The sequence below is a fragment of the Kosakonia sp. H02 genome (genome assembly GCA_030704225.1).
In the GTDB taxonomy this organism is placed as follows: Bacteria; Pseudomonadota; Gammaproteobacteria; order Enterobacterales; family Enterobacteriaceae; genus Kosakonia.
In genome coordinates this window covers 645084-667060 of record CP131915.1, presented here as the reverse complement: position 1 = coordinate 667060, position 21977 = coordinate 645084, and the positions used below count along the sequence as shown (strand labels likewise).

The window sequence follows — 21977 nt, the reverse complement described above, 5'->3', positions numbered from 1 at the left end:
TTTGGCAGGGGATGCAAGCAAGGGGGAAGAAAAAATGCCCGCGCAGAGCGGGCAAACCCAATCAGGCAGTCGTGTTGATATTACGACCGATGGCCGGGTTGGAAGGCAACTGCGGGATCTGATTAATCAGATCGGTCGCAATGGATTGTTGCGTATCCAGCGCCTTTTTCAGCACCAGGGTGTTCACCTGGTTATCGAGCTGATAAGAATCAAGGCTGCTGGCTAATGATGCGATCTGTACCGGGTCCATGTCGATCATCCTTTGTTGTGGAACAAATATATTCATTGCAGCTTTACATAAAGCTACACCAGGGTATCGGCAAGAGGCGGTGAAACTTTAGGCGCGACAGCGCCGGCCGCGCTAAAATAACTGTCCATTCAAACCGTTACGTTAGTTATCGACCTTACGGTTTTGTGACGGCTGCTACACTGATTCTCTTTACTGGTAATGATTCAATGCCAATTTCGGGAGGATTTGTTGCCATGATTTTCCCCGAATCAAAATACAGATTAGCTTAACCACTTATTGTTATGTTATAACATATCAACCATGAGCGGAATGAAAAGAAGGCTTAGCATGAATACAGATAATCGTATTCCCGTTACCGTTCTGACCGGGTTTCTGGGATCAGGCAAAACCACACTACTGAACAATATACTCAGCCAGCAGCACGGCCTGCGGGTGGCGGTTATTGAGAACGAATTCGGTGAAATCGGTATAGATGATGCATTGGTTATCAATACAGATGAAGAAGTCTTTGAGATGAATAATGGCTGCATCTGCTGCACAGTGCGGGGCGATTTGATTCGTATCCTGAGTCGTCTGATGCGCCGACGCGATAAGTTTGACCGTATTCTGATCGAAACCACCGGGATGGCCAATCCCGGGCCGGTTTCACAGACTTTCTTCGTTGATGATGAAGTTAGTTCTGCACTTCGTCTTGACGGTATCATCACAGTGGTGGATGCCAAACATGCCGGTTTGCATCTGGACGACAGCAGTGAACTTTGCGAACAAATCGCATTTGCCGATGTTCTCCTGGTGAATAAGGCCGATCTTGTCTCGCCCGCTGAACTGGACGAACTGGAGGTTCGCCTGCGCAGCATGAACGCCCTGGCGCGTATCCAACGCACCGTGAATGCAGAAGTTGATATCCCTACGGTGCTGGATGTCGGTGGGTTTGATTTACAGCGCGTCTTGCAGGAACGTCCACAGTTTCTGGAACCTGAATATCCGTTTGAGTGGGCAGGCATTTGGCATTTATCGGCGGGCGTAACCGAACTGCATTACACCACCGGGCCTGATCCGTCCATCGATGTTCTGTTTACTGCCGTACCTGAAAGCAACGAACACACCTTTATGCAGCTTATCGCGCAGGCTGATAACGCATTTTCCCGTGACAGTTTGCGGGGGGAAGTGGATGTTGAACTGGTTCCTTCACCTCGTGTTGTATCGCTTCTGGTCCCTGAAACCGGAGCACAGACGCTGAGAATAGCGATCCCCGAAGAGGGAAACTATGCACTGGTAACCGAGCATCTGCCCGAAGAGTTTGAGCTGGCGCTGTACTGCAATAATGTGGCGCAAAAACCTGTCATATCCCGCGCCTTCAGCGCAGCACACAGCCATGACGAGGAAGTGACGTCCGTAGGTATTACCGTGGAAGGTGCGTTATCGGAATATAAATTGAACAACTGGTTACGATTGCTATTGTCATCGCGGGGACAGGATATCTTCCGCTCCAAGGGCATCCTGAACCTGGCAGGAAAAGACCAGCGGGTGGTTTTTCAGGGGGTTCATATGCTGATGGATGTCAATGTTGATCGTGAATGGAAAGTCGGAGAACCAAGACGCAGTGAGATCGTCTTTATTGGTCGCAATCTGGATCGTCAGATGTTGATCCGGGGAGTACAGGCATGTCTGGCGTGACAGGTAGTACTGAATTTCGACAGCAGCTGGTTCCATTGTGGGCGACGAATGCTAATGACTATATCAACCTGTTAGCCTGGTCGCCGTCTGGGCGATTACTGGCTTGCGCTAGTGCAGATGGCGAGGTTGCGCTTTACTCGGGGGATGACGGTCGTGTGCTATGGCGGCATTCAGCACATGAATTAGGCACGACGGCGCTGGCCTGGTCGCCGGACGGGCAGAAACTCGCCAGCGGGGGCCAGGATGATTCTATTGTGATATGGGAGCCGGTAACCGGCGAACCCTCCGCATGCTGGAAAGCGGGGCGGGGCTGGGTGGAAAAACTGGCCTGGTCATCTGGTGGTATGCTCGCCAGCATTGCCGGTAAGCAACTCAAACTGTGGGATGACCGGGGGTTACTTAAGCAGGCTTTTGAACCTGTGGACAGCACGCTGACAGGGCTGGAATGGATGGCTGACGGCAGTATTGTGACGTCGAGTTACGGTCAGGTCAGCCACTGGCAACCTGGCAAAGCAGAGCCAATACGAAATTATTCCTGGAAAGGATCATTACTCAGTCTGGCCGCCAGTCCGGATGGTGCGTGGATAGCAGCAGGCAGCCAGGAAGGTATCGTGCTGCTTTGGGCGAAATCTGTAGAAAAATCGTGCCAGATGAGTGGTTATAACTCAAAGGTGCGTCATCTCTGTTGGAGCCATGATGGGCAGTTGTTTGCTACTGGTGCTGGGGAGGAAATGCTGATCTGGGATTGCAGTGGCGAGGGGCCGGAAGGCACTGAGCCTGATTACCTGCCGGTACATCTGGGAACAATTACGGCGCTATCGTTCAGTCCCGTCAGTCAATGGCTTGCCAGCGGTGCGGAGGACGGCATCCTGTTCCTTTATGATGCTGGAACACGGCAGGAACTGGCGATTCTGGTTGATGACGAAGCAGTTAGCGCGCTGCGCTGGCATCCGGAGGGGGAATATCTGACCGCAGGTTATGCGGATGGAACAGTCAAATTGTTGCGGCTGACCGGTCACGACTGAGAGAAGCAAATAAAGAGAGAACCGCTGAATGGTTTTCTTAGTCCAGGTAAAACAACGCGGTTAAAAATTTGTTAATGCAGACACCCCAGCCGCAGCTTCGATGTGCGTCATCGTGAACGATTTGAGCGAACAGGATGTCGGTGACGTCCTCATTGCCAGTACAGAAATCAAGAAGGAACACCGTGAAGCGCAATACCGTAAGTAATCTGATAGAAAAAGATGATTTTGATACGCTGGAAAGTATTCTCAGCGTTAATATCCATTCTCTGTCGCGGCCGGGCGGCGGGACGTTGCTTTCAGACGTCCATTTTGCGGTCAAAGCAGGAGAATGTCTGGCCATTATCGGGCCTAACGGCAGTGGTAAAACTTCCCTCGTGAGAGCAATTAGTCAGGAACTGACCCATCTAAACGGTGACATTCTTCTGCGGGGCCGCTCTATGTCTGCTTTATCCCGTCAACAGCGGGCCAGGCTGGTTGCTGTTCTGGCCCAGAATGATACACCTGATACGAGATTATCCCTTGAGGATTATGTAGCGCTGGGGCGTATCCCTCATGCCGGGGATGTACCGCGTAATGTACATGACACGATTGTAGCAAATGCCATTAAAGAAACCGGATTACAACGGCTACGCAGGCGGTCACTTTTATCGCTTTCCGGCGGCGAAAGACAACGGGCAGCGCTGGCACGGGTACTGGCACAGACGCCCGACCTGGTATTACTCGATGAACCCACCAATCATCTCGATCCTCCCGGGCGCGAGGAACTACTTTCCCTTGTAAAAAACAAGGGAATTACCGTCGTGGCGGTATTGCACGATCTGACACTGACAGAATCATTTGCTGACCGTGTTCTCCTCTTGTCGCAGGGGCAATCAGTGATCTGTGACACACCGGAGAGGGTATTGGTATCAGAATACCTTTATCCCGTCTTTGGCTTGACCAGTTTTACCGTACCGCATCCCCATACAGGAAAGGCGTTGCGTATTTTTGAAGTGCCGCATTGTGCATAAATTACTTTCTGAGAGTCAGTGATGAAAAAATTGTTTATATCCCTGCTGGCGATACTGTCCGCTTCAGTAGCCAGTGCTGCTGATTTTCCTGTCACTATTGAAAGTTGTGGGACTCCTGTAACATTCGCCGGTCCGCCGAAAAGGGCTGTGATCAACGACCTTAATATGTCAGAAATGGCGTTTGCACTGCATTTGCAGGATCGTATTGTTGGGCTGACCGGTATTAGTGGCTGGTACAAAATGACGCCGGAATTTAAAAAGGCGATGGGCTCGATCCCAGAACTGGCACCCAAATATCCCACTCTGGAAACATTGCTGGCAGCCGAACCTGATTTCTTTTTCGCTGGCTGGAACTATGGAATGAAAGTAGGCGGCGAAGTGACGCCGGATACGTTAAGCAAATATGGAATCAAGACTTTCGTTCTGAGTGAAAGCTGTGTGTTCACCACTGCGCACAAAAATAAAGCCACGATGGATCTGCTGTATAACGATGTCCTCACGCTGGGTAAGATTTTTGGCAAACGCAATGAAGCACAGACCCTGGTCAGCGGCTGGAAAAAGAGGTTGAACGAACTGCCGAAGCCAGCGGCAGGCACTCGTCCTTTAAAGGTGTTCGTCTACGACTCAGGCGAGGATAAACCGTTTACCAGTGGTAAATATGCGATGCCTACGGCAATCATTGAGGCGGCTGGCGGTAAAAATGTAATGGAGACGCTGGATACCAGTTGGGGAACGACTTCCTGGGAAAGCGTGGCCGCTACTGAGCCGGACTTCATTATTTTGTTGGATTACCAGACGGGCAGCGGTGCGGATGCACTGCGTCATTTTCTTGAGAATCATCCGCTAATGAAACTGACTCCGGCTGTTCAGCATCATCGATACCTGAAATTACAATATGCTGAACTGACACCGGGGCCAGCCAATGTTCATGCAGTGGAAAAACTCGCGCGGGCAATGTACCCGACAGTGGCGAAGTGATGCTCATGTCGTACCGTTATCTCTGGGCGATGTGGGGAGCGATGGTAGTGCTGATTGGGTTGATGTTATTCAGTATTACCAGAGGGACAGTCTCACTGTCGCTAATGCAGGTGCTGGGAGCACTGAAGCTGGTGGATGAGCCGGTATCTGCCATGGTCAGCAGAATTGTGACGGATTTACGCGTACCGAGGATGTTGCTCTCTGTGCTGACAGGGGCGGGACTGGCAATGGTGGGGGCGTTGTTACAAACTACCACCCGTAACGATCTGGCCGATCCTTTTTTGTTCGGACTATCCTCCGGCGCGTCAGCGGGAGCGGTGCTGGTGATCACCCGTTTTGGTGATCGACTCGGTGTATTAACGCTCCCCGTATCGGCGTTTGTTGGTGGTGTGTGTTCCGCCATAGCAGTAATGCTGTTGTTTCATTTTAAAAAGCAACGCGGAGCCGAGCATCTAATTCTCTGCGGTCTTGCCATCTCTTTTTTGTTCGGGGCGCTGACCAGTTATTTCATTTTTTCAGGCGATCAGCGAGCCGCCAGCTCCGTGCTGTTCTGGTCACTGGGTGGTCTGGGATTAGCCACCTGGAATAATTTGCCTTTCGCAGTGTTCAGCCTGGTGTTGCTGTTTGCCTTTGTCCTGTTGCGGTGGCGCTCTCTGGATGGTGTGCTGGCAGGAGAACAGACAGCGTTGTCGCTGGGGATTAACGTGAGTCGTCTGCGCATCGAGATTTTTCTTTGTTGCGCACTGGCAACATCGTTGATGGTGGCATTAACCGGCGTGATTGGATTTGTTGGCTTAATGGTGCCTCATCTGTGTCGGCATTTTGCAGGAGTTAAGCATCTGTTGTTGTTACCTTTGTGTGGTGTCTGGGGTGCAATATTATTGTGTGGCGGTGATATAGTCAGCCGGACGATACTGGCACCGCAAGAACTACCAATTGGCATTATCACGGCGGGCATTGGAGGGTTGTTTATTATTATGTTACTCGCACGTAATTCGTCCAGAAATACGGCCTGTTAAGATCATTTAAAGCAGTGAAATATAAAAACAGGCACTGACGTCTTTTATTCATTGTGAAGGTTGAGGTTGTTGACGCCAATTATGAAACCACCCGACACTCCTTGTTGATGGTTATATTTATTATGGTGTGAGGTAATAGTGTGATGACTTTTAGATATTTTAAAATTTATTTATTGCCTGGCTCGATTTAAATAATTATTCGTATTGGTGATTTAACCCTTTCCTCGACAATCAGGGCAAATCACTTTAACTTCAATATCTTTTTTTTGTACAGCACAACCATAGTCTATTGCTTTTTTCTCAATGTAAGTATGAATGAGGTGGTCAATATGTTGAATTATTGTTCCACAATTTGAGCAAATCAAAAAAAGAGTCACAACATCAGAGGATAAATTATTTTTTTTGATAAATTTGCTACAGCACTCTATTTTTACGATAATCCCTGCCTGTTGCAAATAATCCAGAGAACGATAAACCGTAGCCGGTTTTGCATTCGGATTATATTTCTTCATTAATTCCAGGATCTGGTATGCGCTAATACCTTTTTCTTTAGCATGACTGACGAAATTATAAACTCTCTCCCGGAGCGGTGTGATTCGTATTTTCTTACTCTCAATCAACTCTCGCAGCCCGGAACAATCCGTAGACGATAATGCAGTGTCCCTTGTACTTAGAGAATATGGGCTATTACTCACCGGGCCTCCTGTAATTTTTATCTTTTCTTGTCCTGAAACGATGGAAATCTACTGATGTTTTGATAGTGCCATGTAAGTAAAGAAGAACTGGCAAACCTGATTGTTACGTTATAACATAACACATGATAAGTGAGGTGCCAATGTTTCTCTTACTGGAAAAAGCCCATGCAGGTGCAGTTTTTAAACTTGAAGATATCCTGGCATCAATACCCTGGGATTCTCATGGATTGATCGCTGCGATTGCACAGCAATATGACACTGGAGAGGTGTTGATGCTTGCCTGGATGAATCAACAGGCTCTTGATGAAACCTTATTGAGTGGCAGAGCCTGGTACTGGTCGCGATCCCGATCATGCCTTTGGCGAAAAGGTGAGACCTCCGGCTGCGTTCAGCAAGTACATGATATCCGTCTGGATTGTGACGGAGATGCGGTACTACTGCTTGTGGATCAAAAAGGTGGAGCCTGCCACACAGGTCGGCGGAGTTGTTTTTACAACGCCATTAAAGGCGATGAGCTAACCGTGCTCAACGATCCTGGTTAATCCGAACACAACGAATATCTGAGGAGATGTAAGGTAATGTCCGAAGTCAGTGCAAATTTTCATGGCGATAAACGCCTGCCGGTTACCGTACTTTCGGGATTTTTGGGAGCAGGGAAAACAACCCTGCTTAACCATATTCTGAACAACCGGGAAGGCCGTCGTGTTGCTGTCATTGTTAATGATATGTCTGAGGTGAATATTGATGCTGCCCTGGTGAGGGAAGGTGGTGCAGAACTCTCCCGGACTGATGAAAAACTGGTTGAAATGAGCAACGGCTGCATTTGCTGCACATTGCGCGAAGATCTTCTTCTCGAAGTTAATCGTCTGGCAAAAGAAGGGCGTTTTGATCAGCTTGTCATTGAGTCCACCGGTATATCTGAGCCTCTGCCTGTTGCTGAAACATTTACCTTTGCGGGCGATGACGGTGAAAGCCTTTCGACGGTGGCCCGCCTTGACACCATGGTCACTGTGGTGGATGCGTACAATTTTCTGAAAGACTACGGTTCGGAAGACAGCATTCAGTCACGCGGAGAATCGTTAGGTGAAGGTGATGAAAGGAGCGTTGTTGACTTGCTGATTGATCAGATTGAATTCTGTGATGTGCTGGTCCTTAATAAAGTTGACCTTATCAGTGAAGCGCAAAAAGAAAAACTGATGGCGATTTTACGCTCGCTTAATCCACGGGCCAGAATCGTTGTTTCACAGTTTGGACAGGTTCCGCTGGGCAACATACTTAATACCGGGCTGTTTGATTTCGAGCAGGCCGCTCAGGCACCCGGCTGGCTTAAAGAACTCAGGGGCGAACATACGCCGGAGACAGAAGAATACGGGATCACCAGCTTTGTCTTTCGCGCCCGCCGGCCTTTTCATCCGACCCGTTTCTGGCAGGTGATGGAAAATGAACTGAACGGGGTCGTCAGATCAAAAGGTTATTTCTGGCTGGCCAGCCGTCCGGAATTTGCAGGCTCCTGGTCACAGGCCGGTGGCGTGTCGCGTCAGGGGCTGGGCGGCATGTGGTGGGCAAGTGTGCCGAAAGAACGCTGGCCGGAGGATGATGAATCGCTGAAGTTCATTATGTCTCACTGGATGGACGGCATTGGAGATGCGCGTCAGGAGCTGGTTTTTATTGGCATGGAGATGAACGAAGCAGAACTGCGCAACAGACTGGATTCCGCCCTGTTAACGGATGCAGAAATGGCAGAAGGGCCTCAAAAGTGGCGGCATTATTCCGATCCTGTTGAGCCCTGGTTCGAAGAATGAATCGAAGGTATACGACACATGGTAGGGAAGCCAGGAAAACTTTTGCAGTACCAGTCTTTGCCTATCAGGTTTCAGGGGAATATACGATGCATATGGCCGCTTTCCGACATGGCTGGCTCGACGAAGAGCAAACGGTGCTTGAATCACTTATGTGCTTCAAACGCGCCGGGGCGGATGGAATACTGACTTATTTTGCCAACACAGTAGCCCAGTTGCTTAATCAACATAAACGGGAATATTGATTCCCTGTTTACAAAATTCCTTAGTCGCTAAGCAGGAGCACCGCTGAGAGTAAACGTCATAATCAGCGAGAATTTCTATACTTTAATTCTTATCTTTATTGCGAATTCTGACGAATCGTTTGTATCAGCCCAATAATCTGGAGGAAGCAGTTATGGTCGAAACCAGTAAACAGGACCGTATGCCTTATCTACTTTTCCTGTGTGAAAACCGCATTCTTGCACAGAATATCGATGGTCATGTCATTGATCTTGGTGGATTAACCAAGCAAAACGGCACCATTAACTGGCTTCTGGATGGCAATAAGGAAAAGGGGGAAAACCTCAAAACAGAAATTGAAGCGCTGGAGGATATTGCCAATAAGATAGATTTTCTTTTTCTTGATGGTCAGTTTACCAGCCTTCCTGACATATCGGCTGAATATAAAAATAAGCTTACATCAGCCCCTTCAATGGAAATCGTATTGAATGAACCTGGCGATAAGCCACAAGAAAGCCCAACGTCAGGAAGCTGATAAAAAGGAGGAAAAGCATGTCGGTCAAAAAAATAGCAGTTATTGGTGCTGGCGTACTCGGCCTGTCCGTGGCCCGCTCCCTGGCGCAACAGGGAGCAAAAGTCACTGTTTTTGAGCGTAGCCATGTGGGGGCGGGGACAAGCAGCACGACTTTTGCCTGGATTAATTCAAATGGCAAAACACCAGAAAGTTATCATCATCTCAATGCCCTGGCGATTGACGAGCATATCCGGCTACACCAGGAACGAACTACAGAAGGTCAATGGCTAAAAGCGACAGGGACTTATGAATGGGCGGCTGGTGCGCCAGAGCAAAAACGGTTACAAGACCGGGTTAGCCGTCTTTTGGAACTGAACTATCCTGTTCAGAACCTTTCCGCAGATGAACTTAAGGGCAAAGTTCCTGAAATCCGCGTGGGATCTCATGCCGGAGATATCTGGTATTTTCCAGGTGAATGCTTACTGGTACCTGCCGTTTTTATGGCATGGCTGGTGTCCGAGCTTCATGTTTATAACGCCGAACTGAAAACACATAGCGAAGTGACAGAGTTAACTGAAGAAAAAAATAGGGCAGAGATAAGCCTTGCCAATGGCGAACGTTGGCAGGGAGACAGTATAGTCATTGCAGCGGGAAGATGGTCTGCCGAACTTGCTTCGCTACTTGGGCAGCAACTGGCAATGATCGATCCGAACCAGCCGAATAAAATCGCATGTGGTTTTCTGGGCTATACGCGCCCGGTGTTAACCCAGTTACAGGCGAATTTAATCACACCAGGGTTAAATGTCCGGCCAGAAGGAGGGGGGCGATTACTGCTTCAATGTCCCGACCTTGACAGCTTTGCCAATCCTGCAAACCCGGCACCGGTAGATAGCTATATCGGTGAAGAAATGCACAAAAGGCTACGGAAGCTATTTAATAATATGGAAATGGCACAGCTGGAACGTATAGCTGTTGGGCAGCGTTCCCGACCGGCAGATGGACTTCCAGGGCTTGGTTATATCTCTGCTAAGCGACGAATCTACCTCATGGTGACGCACAGTGGTATGACTCTGGGGCCGTTGATCGGACGGCTTTGCGCGGAAGAGGTTCTCCACGACAAGCGTTCTTCGCTTTTGAGTGATTTCTCTCCTGAAAGATTACTTGGGAAAACGGCAAAGGATTTTCCTGCTTTTTCTACGTTACGTTTCCCGGCCGCACAGTAATTTTTCAGTCGATGTTCACCACTGAAATGAGGATCAGAAAGCTAATAAACTAGATCCTGTTCAGCGGCATTAACAAAAAGCCTGTCCAACATGGGCAGGCCTGAAGCGTTTAAGCTTGCAAAAATACGACAAGGTGTGTGATGTCAGGCTATATCTGGCCATTATAGCCCGCGTACGCATTGGTTACAGTCAGCCAGAACGCCTTCTGTAGAGGAACATCACTACCCAATAGTATCATTTTTTTGTGGGTGTGTTATGTTATTTTATAACATCCTGGCTCATATTCCGCATACCGAAAGATAACTGGTTGTTATGAGTTTTCTCATACTGTAATTTCAGGGGAAGATTTAACAAGAGGTTAACATGAAAATCAGTAAGATAGTTGCATTCTCCCTGACAATGGCTTCGACTCCGGCTCTGGCATTTCAGGCGAAAGATACGACTGGTTCAGATCTTTCAGGAAAGCAGTTGCGCACAACAGAAGACAGCATCATCAGTAACTTTTACAGCCAGCATAGCAGGCAGTTCCAGACGACGACTTTAGGAACCTGTGCTGCTGTGGCAGTACCTGGATGCAATTGCCCTTTCTGTTCAATGTTGCGTAGTCAAAAGCTTTGAGAGAGTTAAATAAATATATTACTTGTAAGAGCTGAAAGCTGAAAAGATTCTGGTGTAATCAACTAGAGCAGTAAATGCTGTAAAGTGGGGTGAATAGTATGAAAGGGAATTTGATATTCATGGATGTTATTCCCAGGGCAAATTCAAAAAGATTATTAAAGCCAGAAAGTAGATCTGCTATCAGCAGATCTACTGTGAAAGGCGTTGTTAGGTTTTACAAGTATTAATGAGCGTGGTCATCATCATGATGATGAGCTTCATGATCGTGATGTTCACCATGTACTTTTCCTGAACCGCCGACTGCAACAATATTAAATGGCTGCCCTTCGACGCTAATTTCACTGGTCTTTTTAAAAAAAGTAGCGTCTAACACAATAATTTTACTTTTCAACGGATCGGTGATGTAAATTTTATTGTCAGCGACTGCGATTCTCGGCCGTGGATCATTCCAGTGGCCATCCATTGAATAGGGATCAGTGACACGCACTGACTGCGAAATTTCCCCTTTCAGGACATCTATTTGATTAAGCTTTCCGTCTTCTGTAAACACATAGGCGAATTTCGCGCGTACCGGGTCTACAACGAAATGGACTCGACGGGTAGGCAACTGAATCAAACGGAAGCTATCCGATTCGGTAGGGTCGACCAGAATAATCCGGTCTGGCCCATAATTACCGATAAAATATTGCATTCCCTTACCACCGATCAAGGTCGATGTGCTTCCCTCTGGCAACGTTTTCGCGTAGGGAAGGTGCCTGATAACCGGTGCCGCATTTTTTTGCGTAATCAGCAGGAGGCCAGTCTCACATGATAGGGCAAAAGTATCACCCGAGCCGGCTGAGCCGTGAAGTCCGGGGCATAAGGCATCATCACCCACTTTTTTACCTTGCAGGTCCACCACGCGAGCGCCGACAGGTCGTTTTGAAGCATCATCAGGGTTGGGAATGGATACGACAGCATAATTATCGTAAGGAACAGCAACGCCGTGATGTGGTGCAACAACATTTACTTTAGTTATATTCTTCTGACCTTTAAGAACGGCGCTTTCACCCAGGATTTGCGCGCTATCTTCCCCGTCAAACCACTGGGCAATTTTGCCCTGACGTTCAACAAAATGACCAGGTTTTTTACCCGTTAGTTCCAGCGGTAATAGTTTGGGAGCGTCAATATCAATGTCTGCATGATCTCCGTGATCATGGAAAGCAATGCCTGAAGCGATTGTGGATACTACGCCAGCACTACCCTGGATAGCGAAAATTGTGGCACCACTTTCGCTGCGAGATAAATTTGCAGGGCCTTTAACATTAAATGTTGCGAGCTTATCTCCATCCAGTGCATCAATAACATTCACAACGGGTTTATCATGATCGGCGACGAACAGACGCCATGCGGTTACGTCTTCATCTGCGAAAGCAGGCATCACAGAAAGGCCCAAAAGCAGCGTTGAGATTGAAGTAGATAATAAGCGTTTCTTCATAATGTTCTCCATCATATATAAAACTGATCGGCGGGTATTTATGGCTGGGCATTACGGCTATTGCTCGCCGCTGTCGCAATCGCCGTTACGTTATGTTCCATCATTTCCAGGTAGGTAGAAGCCGGTTCTCCTGGTTCTGACAAGGCATCTGTATAAAGCACGCCAGCCACGTTAAGGCCAGCTTCTCTGGCAATTTGTTCAACCAGACGTGGATTGGAAATATTTTCAGAAAAAACCGCTGATGCGTTATTTTCTTTTATTTTCTTAAGTATGCCGGCAACGTCAGCGGCAGAGGCCTCTGATTCGGTGGATATACCCTGAGGGGAAAGGAAATGTATACCATATGCCTGTTCAAAATATTTGAATGCATTATGGCCTACGACGACAGTACGCTTTTCTTGTGGGATCGTAGCGACAGTCTTAATAATTTTATTTTCCAGAGCCGCAAGTTTTGCATCATAAGCACGGGCATTAGCCTGATAAAAATCACAATTACTTTTATCTTGTACGCAAAAGGCTTCTGCAATATTTTTCACATATATTCTGGCATTCCCTACTGATTGCCAGGCATGTGGATCAAACGGTGCAGCATGAAAGACCGCTTTACCGTCATAAAAGTGATAGTGTCCGCCGGCCGGGTCCTGGAGAATATTTGCTCCTTTTGTTGTTTCAATTACCGGTGCGGAGGTTTCACTTGCCTCGATCAACCGTGAAATAAAGCCTTCAAGTTGTAAACCATTTACCAGTATGACATCCGCTTTAGACATAGCGATCGCGTCAGCAGGAGAGGGCTCATAAACATGAGCATCGCTATTAGGGCCGACAATAGTACGCAGTTCGATGCGATCCCGACCGATATTTTTTGCCATATCGCCAATAACAGAAAAGCTTGCTATGACATTAATTTTCGCTTTCGCCGGGAAAGTAAAAAATAAAAAAAGTATAGATGTCGTCAGGATACATAAAGACATAAAACCGGGTTTTCTCATTAAATAATTCCCTCGATTTGTAGTGAAAAGATTAACGAAGTTTTTTTAAGCGGATGTTTTTCACCATCATGGCAGCAGCAGAGACAAGATACATAATTCCCACAGATAATATGATTGACGGTCCTGAAGGTAGTGAAAAATGAAATGAAAATAACAAACCACTTATACATGCAAGCATTCCTGTCAGGACAGAGGCTATGCACATTGTCGCTACACGTCTCGTCCAGAAACGAGCCGTCACAGCTGGCAAGACCATTACCCCGACAGAGAGTAAAGTGCCGAGTGCCTGAAAACCGGCGACAAGATTCAGTACCACCAGGGCCAGGAAAATAAAATGGACTGGCGATCCCAGTCGTGAAACTGAGCGAAGAAATAAAGGGTCAAGACACTCAGCAATAAGTGCGCGCCAGAATATAGAAACCAGCAGAAGTGTGAGCAGCGCGACAGAGAAAATTAACAACAGCGCTTCGTGATTGAGTGCAAGCACAGTGCCAAACAGGACATGCATAAGATCCACACTTGAGCCTCGAAGCGATACAATGAGCACGCCGACTGCGAGTGAGATTAAATAAAAAGCCGCCATTGAAGCGTCTTCTTTTTGCACTGTTAAGCGGGAAACCGCCCCTGCAAAAATAGCAACTATCAGCCCTGCGACAAGCCCACCAATAGTCATCGGTAATATATCTAATCCATAGAGTAAGAAGCCAAATGCAGCACCGGGCAAGATAGCGTGTGACATGGCATCACCAACCAGACTCATACGGCGTAATGTTAAAAAAACGCCAACCGGGCAAGCGCTTAAACAAAGCAGAAATGAACCATAAAGCGCCCGGCGCATAAAACCGAAGCCGACAAAAGGTGCGAGAACCCATTCATGAAGCCAGCTCATGAATGTGTAGCCTCATGTTGCCCAGGCAAAACACCTGCTGTGCCCATATTCTGTGTCGGTTGAAGTGAGGTATGGCGCAGAACTTGTTCTGTTTCGTCCCATGCCACTAATTCACCGTTTAACAAAATGGCCTGTGGAAAATGATTTCTAACCAGACCGATATCATGCATGACAGCTAAGACAGTACGCTTCTGAGCGTGCCAGCGGTTTATCAGCACAAGCAAGTCATCAATAGTGGTGGCGTCAATGGCATTAAAAGGCTCATCAAGCAGGATGATGTTTGCCTGTTGAAGAATGACCCGTGCGAAGAGCGCGCGTTGAAGCTGCCCCCCGGATAATGCACTAAGCTGTCTTTTTTCAAACCCTGCTAATCCTACTGACCCCAATGCATCAGTAAGCCGTTTACGATCCTCAATTCTGTGGTGACGGAATAACCCTCTTTCAGGCCATAAACCCAGGGAAACTAAATCTGAAACGGTTGCAGGGAAAGTGCGATCCAATTCCGATATCTGTGGCAGATAGGCAATGCGCGCCTTTGGCTCTACGGTACAGGAGCCACTTAACGGAGCCAGAATCCCTGCGATACCTTTAAGCAGTGTTGACTTACCAGAACCGTTAGGGCCAATGATGGCAGTAAGGGACCCTTTTTGTATCGTCCCGGTAATATTTTGTATCGCAGGTAAACCCTCATAACCCAGCGCCAGATTTGCAAAACGCAAAGAGTAGTCGTGCATGACATCCATTCCACATAATTAGTTACTTTTTGCAACGTTATAACATAACAATTGTAATGTAAACGTTTAATCGATTTTTTGATAAGGAACGTGCATGTACGAAGCCAGGCTTAAGGTAGGGTTAAAATTGATAATCGTTTCAGCGAGTAAGAGAAAACATAAAAGGTTAAGGTTAATTCCCTCAGATAACAGCGAGATTAACTATTTGATACCTGGGGAATGTTGGGAGGATCAAGCTGTTGCCATAAAAAATGGTGCCCAAAAGGGCACCAGATGCATCAGGTACCGATTATCCCGCCATTTGATTTAGTGATAACGACTGTTGAAGAGCGTGGTCGTCCGTCTGATCTGGAATCTGGCCAGTTGGAGATAGCCCGAGGGTTGCTCGGATCGGTAATGTCGTCGCCGCCTTCGCCGGGATGCTGGATATTAATAAACAGCGTACGGTTGTCCGGCGTAAAGGCGATACCGGTAATTTCACACCCGCGTGGCCCGGTCAAAAAGCGGCGATACTCATTGGTGCCGGGCAGGGTCGCCACCATCTGGTTATTCCCCATCCCTTCATACGCCTTTTTATTAATCGTACTGGAGGAGACATCAGTCTGGATCCACAGCACGCCGCGGTGATCGAAGGAGAGCCCATCAGGGCTACCGAATTCTGCCCCCTGCATGGAGCCTTTCGCTTTAGGATCGTCACTGTCAGTACGCCCGGCGAGCACCAGAATATCCCACGTAAATTTCGCTGAGGCGGGGTCTGCACTCTCTTCGCGCCAGTGCATGATGTGGCCGAACTGGTTGTTGGCGCGCGGGTTGGCTGCGTCTACCGTGGCCTTGCCCTCTTTACCGCGATCGGAATTGTTGGTGAGCGTGCAATACACGCTGCCTTTCGCATGGGTATCAACGGCTATCCATTCCGGGCGGTCCATTTTTGTTGCGCCCACCGTATCGGCAGCAAGGCGCGTTTTGATCAGAAGATCGCCCTGATTGTCGAAACCCTTGCTTTGATCAAGGCCATTTTCACCGAAGATCAGCGGCAGCCAGTCGCCGGAACCGTCGTCATTGAATCTGGCGACATAGAGCGTGCCTGACTCCAGCAACTGCATATTTGCCTTGCGATCGCCAGGGTCATATTTGTTCTCGGAGATGAATTTATAGATGTATTCAAATTTCTGATCGTCGCCCATATAGACCACAACGCGATTATCCCCCGCCAGCGTCACGGCAGCACCTTCATGCTTAAAGCGACCTAATGCGGTATGTTTGCGCGGCGTGGAAGTCGGATCGTAGGGGTCAATCTCCACCACCCAGCCAAAGCGGTTCGGCTCGTTGGGCGTTTTATCGACGCTGAAACGTTCGTCAACCTCGTTCCAGCGGTAGGATTCATCGCTATCGCTAATGCCGTAGCGCTTCTCCAGCACGTTACGCTGCGCTTTTTTAACAAAAATATCCGACCAGTTCTCTTCACAGGTCAGGTACGTTCCCCACGGGGTTTGACCATTGGCGCAGTTTTGCATGGTGCCCAGTACCACTTCGCCTTGCGGATCGGCGGCGGTTTTCATCAACGCCTGATGACGCGCCGGACCGCTCAGTTGCATGGGTGTATTGACGGTTATGCGACGAGCAAAGCTGGAGGGACGGACCACCTGCCAGCCCACGTTATCTTTTTTCACCTCGATAACTGATATACCCATCGCATTCTGACCCTTACGGGCCTTATCAAGATCCCAGTTGGCGGTACCGTCTTTAAATAGCATACCGTTATCAATGTATTCATGGTTGAGCGCCAGCAGACCGTGTGCCGGGTTCTCTTCGCCCTGCGGCAGGCTAAACCAGGCCATGCCGTCATGGTGCATACCGGCCTGCGCCGCCTGTTCGTCGGTGGTGTTGCTGGCGTCGAATTTAAATTCCGGCAGATTGCCCTTTATGCCCACAGCATCGCCCCAGCGATAAAACGGACGGGCGATATAGCCTTCCGGCACGGTGACAGTGTCTGCGGTCGAAACGGGAATGCTGGTGAAGCCCAGCGACACCGCTTTAGATAATGCTGAGGGATTTGCCTTCGCCGCGAAGGCGTTTTCTGGCTTGACTAGATAAGGAAAGGAGACGGCAGCGCCCGCCACCATTCCCATTTGCAGAAAGCGGCGACGGGACATAAAAGCGCTGACTACCTCAGAAAAGACGGGGTTCACGCTGTGGTTACTGATCTCATCGCTGTGTTCCTTTTTAAACACCGATTTAAGGGGTCTGCTCATATCGTTTTCCTGTAATTTCCATAGATTTGCGTGGCAATACAGGTCAGTATAAAAAATATTTGTTACAAATTTATAACATCAGAAATAACGGAAGTTCAGGAGAAAAAGTTCACTGGCATTTTTGTATTACTGATAAATAAAGCCGTCCCCACCTAAGCGGAGACGGCTTTATTATGCCGGACAATTCAGCGGTTCTCCTGAAGCATCGGCCGGAAAGACCAGCTCACCATCACTGGAAATATTCTCAACCTGTTTCAGAATGGCAAAAGCCTGGCGCGAGAGCGGAACGATATGCGGGGGGCGCATTTTTGCGCCGCGTCCGGAATAACGAATACCGGTAATGGCTTCGCGTGCGGGATGCAACTTCCAGCAGGCTAATGAAATGACGGGGTTTAAGTTCTGATACTGGATAACCGGAAAGACATGATTGTTCAGGCTGGCGAGCAGGCAGTCAGCGGTATTCTGCGACCACTGTTTATTGCTCCTGTACCACGCCAGCGCCACTGCTTTAAACGTTGTTTCCTGTCTGCGTGAGCTGCACTCAGTAGCACGCTGCTGTGCCGGGTTGATGTTAAGTGCCAGCATTTTGCGGACACCTTCACGTTACTGCCTGGCGTCAGAAAGGGAGATGGCAGGCAGGAGGAACCCATGCAATGCGGGTTTCCTTACCGCTAATACGGTACTTAAGATACCGTTGGATCGACAGCAGATGAGGATTCGGACGGAGGCATGAATACAGGAAATTGGCTCCTCTGACTGGACTCGAACCAGTGACATACGGATTAACAGTCCGCCGTTCTACCGACTGAACTACAGAGGAATCGTGTGAACGGGGCGCATATTATCGATGAGCTTCAGGCTTGTCAAAGGGTGGATCGCCTCTGTGGGTTCGTTTGCTGACAATTTGGGCAATCTGGTTGTCTGCCAGCCAGTTATCGCCGCTTTGCACTGATTTGGTGCAACTTACCCCTTATGGGGCATTAAGCAAACCGCTGTTTCAGTAATAATTTACCCTGTGGTGATTAGAATCTCTTATTATCCAGCCTGTTAGCATCAATAAGTTCTGGTGATGAAAACTGGCAAGCATATTGCAAAACCTCCTGAGACATAACATCCGGCGTTGGCACTGGTATCCGTACAGGAGGCAAAATGAACTTAAGACGACTGAAATACTTCGTGAAAATCGTCGATATTGGAAGCCTGACTCAGGCAGCCGAAGTATTACATATTGCGCAGCCCGCGCTGAGCCAACAAGTTGCCACTCTGGAAGGCGAGTTGGATCAGCAACTACTGATCCGCACCAAGCGTGGCGTTACGCCCACGGAAGCGGGCAAAATTCTTTATACCCACGCACGCACCATTCTTCGCCAGTGTGAACAAGCACAACTGGCAGTGAACAATGTTGGCCAGTGTTTGCGCGGCCAGGTCTCTATCGGCCTTGCGCCGGGGACGGCGGCTTCGTCGGTCACCATGCCGCTATTACAGGCGGTGCGTAACGAGTTACCTGAAGTCATGGTTTATCTGCATGAAAACAGCGGCAGCGTGCTGAACGATAAACTGTTAAGTGGGCAACTCGATATGGCGGTGCTGTATGAGCGCGCGCCAGGGGCGGGGATTAATAGCCTGCCGTTGTTGAAAGAAGATCTCTATCTGGTGGGAACGCGGGATTGCCCGGGGCAGAGCGTCGATCTGACGGCGGTCGCCGAGATGAATCTGTTCCTGCCGCGTGATTATAGCGCCGTGCGTCTGCGCGTCGATGAGGCGTTCTCCTTGCGTCGTCTGACCGCGAAGATCATCGGTGAAATTGAATCTATTGCGACGTTAACGGCAGCGATTGCCAGCGGAATGGGCGTAACGGTATTACCAGAATCTGCCGCGCGTTCGCTGTGCAGCGCGACGAATGGCTGGATGGCGCGTATCACCACACCGTCGATGAACCTGCCGCTGGCGCTGAATGTTTCTGCGCGCGGCACGTTGTCGCCGCAGGCGCAGGCAGTCAAAGATATTCTGATGTCTTTGGTGAGCCGCCCATCGATGGAAAACCACGAGTTGCAACTGGTGAGCTAGGCATTATTCCTTAAAAGAATAAGATGCTGGTTTTTATTATTTGTTCTGCCTGGCCTCAGACTTTAACAATAACGTCATGTCTGATGGTCAGGAGCGAAGGGTGAATTTCCAGCAACTTAAAATTATCCGCGAGGCGGCACGGCGGGATTACAACCTGACCGAGGTCGCCAACATGCTTTACACGTCTCAGTCTGGCGTGAGTCGGCATATCCGCGAGCTTGAAGAAGAGCTGGGGATTGAGATTTTTATCCGCCGTGGCAAGCGTCTGCTCGGTATGACGGAGCCAGGCAAAGCGCTGCTGGTGATTGCCGAGCGCATTCTTAATGAGGCGAGCAATGTTCGCAGGCTCGCCGACCTCTTCACCAATGACACATCCGGTGTCCTGACCATTGCCACCACGCATACGCAGGCGCGGTACAGCCTGCCGTCGGTGATCAAATCGTTCCGCGCGTTGTTCCCGGAAGTCCGTCTTGAATTGATTCAGGGCACGCCGCAGGAAATCGAATCGCTGCTGCATAACGGCGGGGCGGATATTGGCATTGCCAGTGAGCGCCTCAGTAATGACAGTTCGCTGGCTGCGTTCCCGTGGTTTCGCTGGCATCACAGTTTGCTGGTGCCGCAAGATCATCCCCTGGCGCAGGCTTCACCGCTCACGCTGGAGGAGATCAGCCGCTGGCCGCTGATTACCTATCGCCAGGGGATCACCGGGCGTTCCCGCATTGATGAAGCGTTTGGTCGCAAGGGGTTAATTCCTGATGTGGTGTTAAGCGCGCAGGACTCCGATGTCATTAAGACCTATGTCGAGCTGGGGCTGGGCGTGGGGCTGGTGGCGGAGCAATCCGGCGGCGAGAACGAGGAAGGGAAGCTGGTGCGCCTGGATACGCGGCATTTGTTTGATGCCAACACCGTCTGGCTGGGGTTAAAACGCGGTCAGTTACAACGTAACTATGTCTGGCGCTTTATTGAGTTGTGCAACGCCGGTTTGTCGGTTGAGGATATTAAACGTCAGGTGATGGAGCCAGACGACGCGGTGATTGATTACCAAATCTGAGCGTAAAAAAAAGCCTGCCGCAAAGCAGGCTTTGTGTTTTTGGTTAACGAGGCTGCGGTTTAATAAAAATTGCCGTGATGGCTGAGAGCAGACAACCCACCATCAGGTAAATAGCCACGGTATGCCACTCGCCGCCGGAGAAGGTCAGCAGCGCGGCGGCAATAAACGGCGTAAAACCACCGCCGACCACACTGGCAACCTGGTAGCCCACACCCGCGCCGCTATAGCGGTAACTCGCGCCGAACATTTCCGTAAACATCGGTTGCTGAACGCAGACCACCATATCGTGGGCGATATTTGCCAGCAGCAGCGCGAAAATAACCACAACGACAATCGAGCGGGCTTCCAGCGCCATAAAGAAAGGGAAGGCGCTGAGCGCTCCGATTAGCGCGCCGGTAATATAGATGCGCCGACGACCAAAGCGATCCGCCATCCAGGCGAACAAGGGAATAGTCAGGCAACTGACGCCGCCGACCAATAATCCGATATTCAGGAACAGCTCGCGCGGCAGGCCTAAGTTTTGCGTCGAGTAATTAAGCGCAAAGGCGGTCACGATATACATGGTCAGCAGTTCGCACAGGCGCAGGGCGATAATTTTCAAAAATGCCCCTGGATGACGAGCCAGCGCTTCAAATACCGGCAGGCGTTTTTTCACCTGTTTCGGCTGTTCAGCCTGCGCGCGTTCGAACTCGGCAGACTCTTCCATCCCGTTACGCACCCACAATGCACCCAGCACCAGCACAATGCTGAACAGGAACGGCAGACGCCAGCCCCAACTGAGGAACTGTTCGTTGGTGGTCAGGCTACTGATAAGCGACACAAGCCCGGTCGAGAGCAGCAAACCAACGCCATAACCGACCTGAATGCCGCTACTGTAGAAGGCTTTTTTCCCGGCGGGGGCGCTTTCCACGGCCAGCAGTGCCGCACCGCCCCATTCGCCGCCCACAGCAAACCCCTGAATAGCGCGCAGAATGACCAGCAGTGCCGGTGCCCACCAGCCAATGGTGGCGAACGAGGGGAGAATACCGATACAGGCGGTGGCGATGCCCATCATCCAGACGGTCATCATCAGCATCCGTTTGCGGCCCAGACGGTCGCCAAAATGGCCGAAGACAATGCCGCCGAGCGGGCGGAATAAGAAGCCGACGCCAAAGGTGGCGAAGGCGGCCAGCGTGCCCATGGCCGGGTCGATTTGCGGGAAAAACTCGCTGTTAAACACCAGTGCTGCGGTGATGCCGTAGAGTAAAAAATCGAACCAGTCGACTACCGCGCCAGCGAAGCTGCCCCAGGCAGCACGGCGGGCACGGTTAAAGGAAGGAGTCTCCTCATCGGGGCGGGTTGTAATGAGCGTGGAGTCCATAGTTGTCCTGTTCGGTCCTCAGATTTCCAGAATTTTTAGTTATTAAAATGGGGGAAAGGTTACTCACATCGTACGCAGCAAAATTTAAGCCGCTACTGAGACTACAGCGACAACCCACAGGTGAAAAC

General features: G+C 49.6%; 20 protein-coding genes, 1 tRNA gene and 2 pseudogenes. 13 read left to right on the top strand and 10 right to left on the bottom strand.

The window, feature by feature from the left end; genetic code table 11:
- Window positions 1-61 precede the first annotated feature (61 nt).
- A complete protein-coding gene (locus tag Q5705_03245) occupies window positions 62-250 on the bottom strand; it encodes a YjfB family protein (GenBank protein WLI77591.1) in 189 nt (62 codons plus the stop codon).
- Between the two features lie 327 nt (window positions 251-577).
- On the opposite strand from Q5705_03245, the gene Q5705_03240 reads away from it, so the two are divergent.
- From Q5705_03240 to Q5705_03220, 5 genes are all read left to right on the top strand, one after another.
- Window positions 578-1927 (top strand): GTP-binding protein, encoded by a 1350-nt coding sequence (locus Q5705_03240; GenBank protein ID WLI77590.1) that lies wholly within the window; start codon window positions 578-580, stop codon window positions 1925-1927.
- Window positions 1915-2952 carry a WD40 repeat domain-containing protein gene (locus tag Q5705_03235; protein ID WLI77589.1) on the top strand — a complete coding sequence of 346 codons (1038 nt, stop codon included), beginning with the start codon at window positions 1915-1917 and terminating at the stop codon, window positions 2950-2952. Before Q5705_03240 ends, Q5705_03235 begins: the two co-directional genes overlap by 13 nt.
- A gap of 182 nt (window positions 2953-3134) precedes the next feature.
- Entirely contained in the window at window positions 3135-3962 is an 828-nt protein-coding gene (locus tag Q5705_03230) for an ABC transporter ATP-binding protein (GenBank protein WLI77588.1), read from the top strand.
- A 21-nt stretch (window positions 3963-3983) separates the two neighbouring features.
- Window positions 3984-4940 carry an ABC transporter substrate-binding protein gene (locus tag Q5705_03225; protein WLI77587.1) on the top strand — a complete coding sequence of 319 codons (957 nt, stop codon included), beginning with the start codon at window positions 3984-3986 and terminating at the stop codon, window positions 4938-4940.
- Entirely contained in the window at window positions 4940-5959 is a 1020-nt protein-coding gene (locus Q5705_03220; protein ID WLI77586.1) for an iron ABC transporter permease, read from the top strand. The genes Q5705_03225 and Q5705_03220 overlap by 1 nt, the downstream gene beginning before the upstream one ends.
- Before the next feature lie 212 nt (window positions 5960-6171).
- Here the strand turns inward: Q5705_03220 and Q5705_03215 are convergent, their stop codons facing one another.
- Complete coding sequence (locus tag Q5705_03215) at window positions 6172-6654, bottom strand: transcriptional repressor (protein ID WLI77585.1); 483 nt, start codon at window positions 6652-6654, stop codon at window positions 6172-6174.
- 140 nt (window positions 6655-6794) lie between these two features.
- Here Q5705_03215 and hisI point away from each other — a divergent pair, with 140 nt between their 5' ends.
- The 6 genes and pseudogenes from hisI (at window position 6795) to Q5705_03185 (ending at window position 11030) form a co-directional block, all read left to right on the top strand.
- The gene (gene hisI / locus Q5705_03210; protein WLI77584.1) at window positions 6795-7196 is read left to right on the top strand and encodes a phosphoribosyl-AMP cyclohydrolase; all 402 of its coding nucleotides are present in this window, start codon (window positions 6795-6797) and stop codon (window positions 7194-7196) included.
- A gap of 36 nt (window positions 7197-7232) precedes the next feature.
- Window positions 7233-8456 (top strand): zinc metallochaperone GTPase ZigA, encoded by a 1224-nt coding sequence (zigA, locus tag Q5705_03205; protein WLI77583.1) that lies wholly within the window; start codon window positions 7233-7235, stop codon window positions 8454-8456.
- Window positions 8457-8488: 32 nt separating this feature from the next.
- Window positions 8489-8698 (top strand): annotated as a pseudogene (locus tag Q5705_03200) (porphobilinogen synthase).
- Window positions 8699-8850: 152 nt separating this feature from the next.
- Window positions 8851-9210 carry a hypothetical protein gene (locus Q5705_03195; protein ID WLI77582.1) on the top strand — a complete coding sequence of 120 codons (360 nt, stop codon included), beginning with the start codon at window positions 8851-8853 and terminating at the stop codon, window positions 9208-9210.
- 17 nt (window positions 9211-9227) lie between these two features.
- Complete coding sequence (locus tag Q5705_03190) at window positions 9228-10412, top strand: FAD-binding oxidoreductase (protein WLI77581.1); 1185 nt, start codon at window positions 9228-9230, stop codon at window positions 10410-10412.
- A gap of 363 nt (window positions 10413-10775) precedes the next feature.
- Complete coding sequence (locus tag Q5705_03185; protein ID WLI77580.1) at window positions 10776-11030, top strand: hypothetical protein; 255 nt, start codon at window positions 10776-10778, stop codon at window positions 11028-11030.
- A gap of 223 nt (window positions 11031-11253) precedes the next feature.
- Here the strand turns inward: Q5705_03185 and aztD are convergent, their stop codons facing one another.
- The 7 genes and pseudogenes from aztD to Q5705_03150 form a co-directional block, all read right to left on the bottom strand.
- The gene (gene aztD, locus Q5705_03180) at window positions 11254-12507 is read right to left on the bottom strand and encodes a zinc metallochaperone AztD (GenBank protein WLI77579.1); all 1254 of its coding nucleotides are present in this window, start codon (window positions 12505-12507) and stop codon (window positions 11254-11256) included.
- Between the two features lie 38 nt (window positions 12508-12545).
- Window positions 12546-13496 carry a zinc ABC transporter substrate-binding protein AztC gene (gene aztC, locus Q5705_03175; GenBank protein ID WLI77578.1) on the bottom strand — a complete coding sequence of 317 codons (951 nt, stop codon included), beginning with the start codon at window positions 13494-13496 and terminating at the stop codon, window positions 12546-12548.
- Between the two features lie 31 nt (window positions 13497-13527).
- Window positions 13528-14385, bottom strand: coding sequence for a zinc ABC transporter permease AztB (aztB, locus tag Q5705_03170; protein WLI77577.1), 858 nt, complete (start codon window positions 14383-14385; stop codon window positions 13528-13530).
- A complete protein-coding gene (gene aztA / locus Q5705_03165) occupies window positions 14382-15119 on the bottom strand; it encodes a zinc ABC transporter ATP-binding protein AztA (GenBank protein WLI77576.1) in 738 nt (245 codons plus the stop codon). Before aztA ends, aztB begins: the two co-directional genes overlap by 4 nt.
- Before the next feature lie 278 nt (window positions 15120-15397).
- Complete coding sequence (locus Q5705_03160) at window positions 15398-17371, bottom strand: PhoX family phosphatase (GenBank protein ID WLI77575.1); 1974 nt, start codon at window positions 17369-17371, stop codon at window positions 15398-15400.
- A 204-nt stretch (window positions 17372-17575) separates the two neighbouring features.
- Window positions 17576-18062, bottom strand: a pseudogene (locus tag Q5705_03155) (hypothetical protein).
- 53 nt (window positions 18063-18115) lie between these two features.
- Window positions 18116-18191: transfer RNA gene (locus Q5705_03150), tRNA-Asn, on the bottom strand.
- 329 nt (window positions 18192-18520) lie between these two features.
- Between Q5705_03150 and nac the strand changes: the two genes are divergently transcribed.
- Both nac and cbl read left to right on the top strand, forming a co-directional pair.
- Complete coding sequence (gene nac / locus Q5705_03145; GenBank protein WLI77574.1) at window positions 18521-19438, top strand: nitrogen assimilation transcriptional regulator NAC; 918 nt, start codon at window positions 18521-18523, stop codon at window positions 19436-19438.
- A 100-nt stretch (window positions 19439-19538) separates the two neighbouring features.
- Complete coding sequence (cbl, locus tag Q5705_03140; protein ID WLI77573.1) at window positions 19539-20489, top strand: HTH-type transcriptional regulator Cbl; 951 nt, start codon at window positions 19539-19541, stop codon at window positions 20487-20489.
- A gap of 43 nt (window positions 20490-20532) precedes the next feature.
- Here cbl and shiA read toward each other — a convergent pair whose 3' ends face one another.
- A complete protein-coding gene (shiA, locus tag Q5705_03135; protein ID WLI77572.1) occupies window positions 20533-21849 on the bottom strand; it encodes a shikimate transporter in 1317 nt (438 codons plus the stop codon).
- Window positions 21850-21977: the final 128 nt, after the last annotated feature.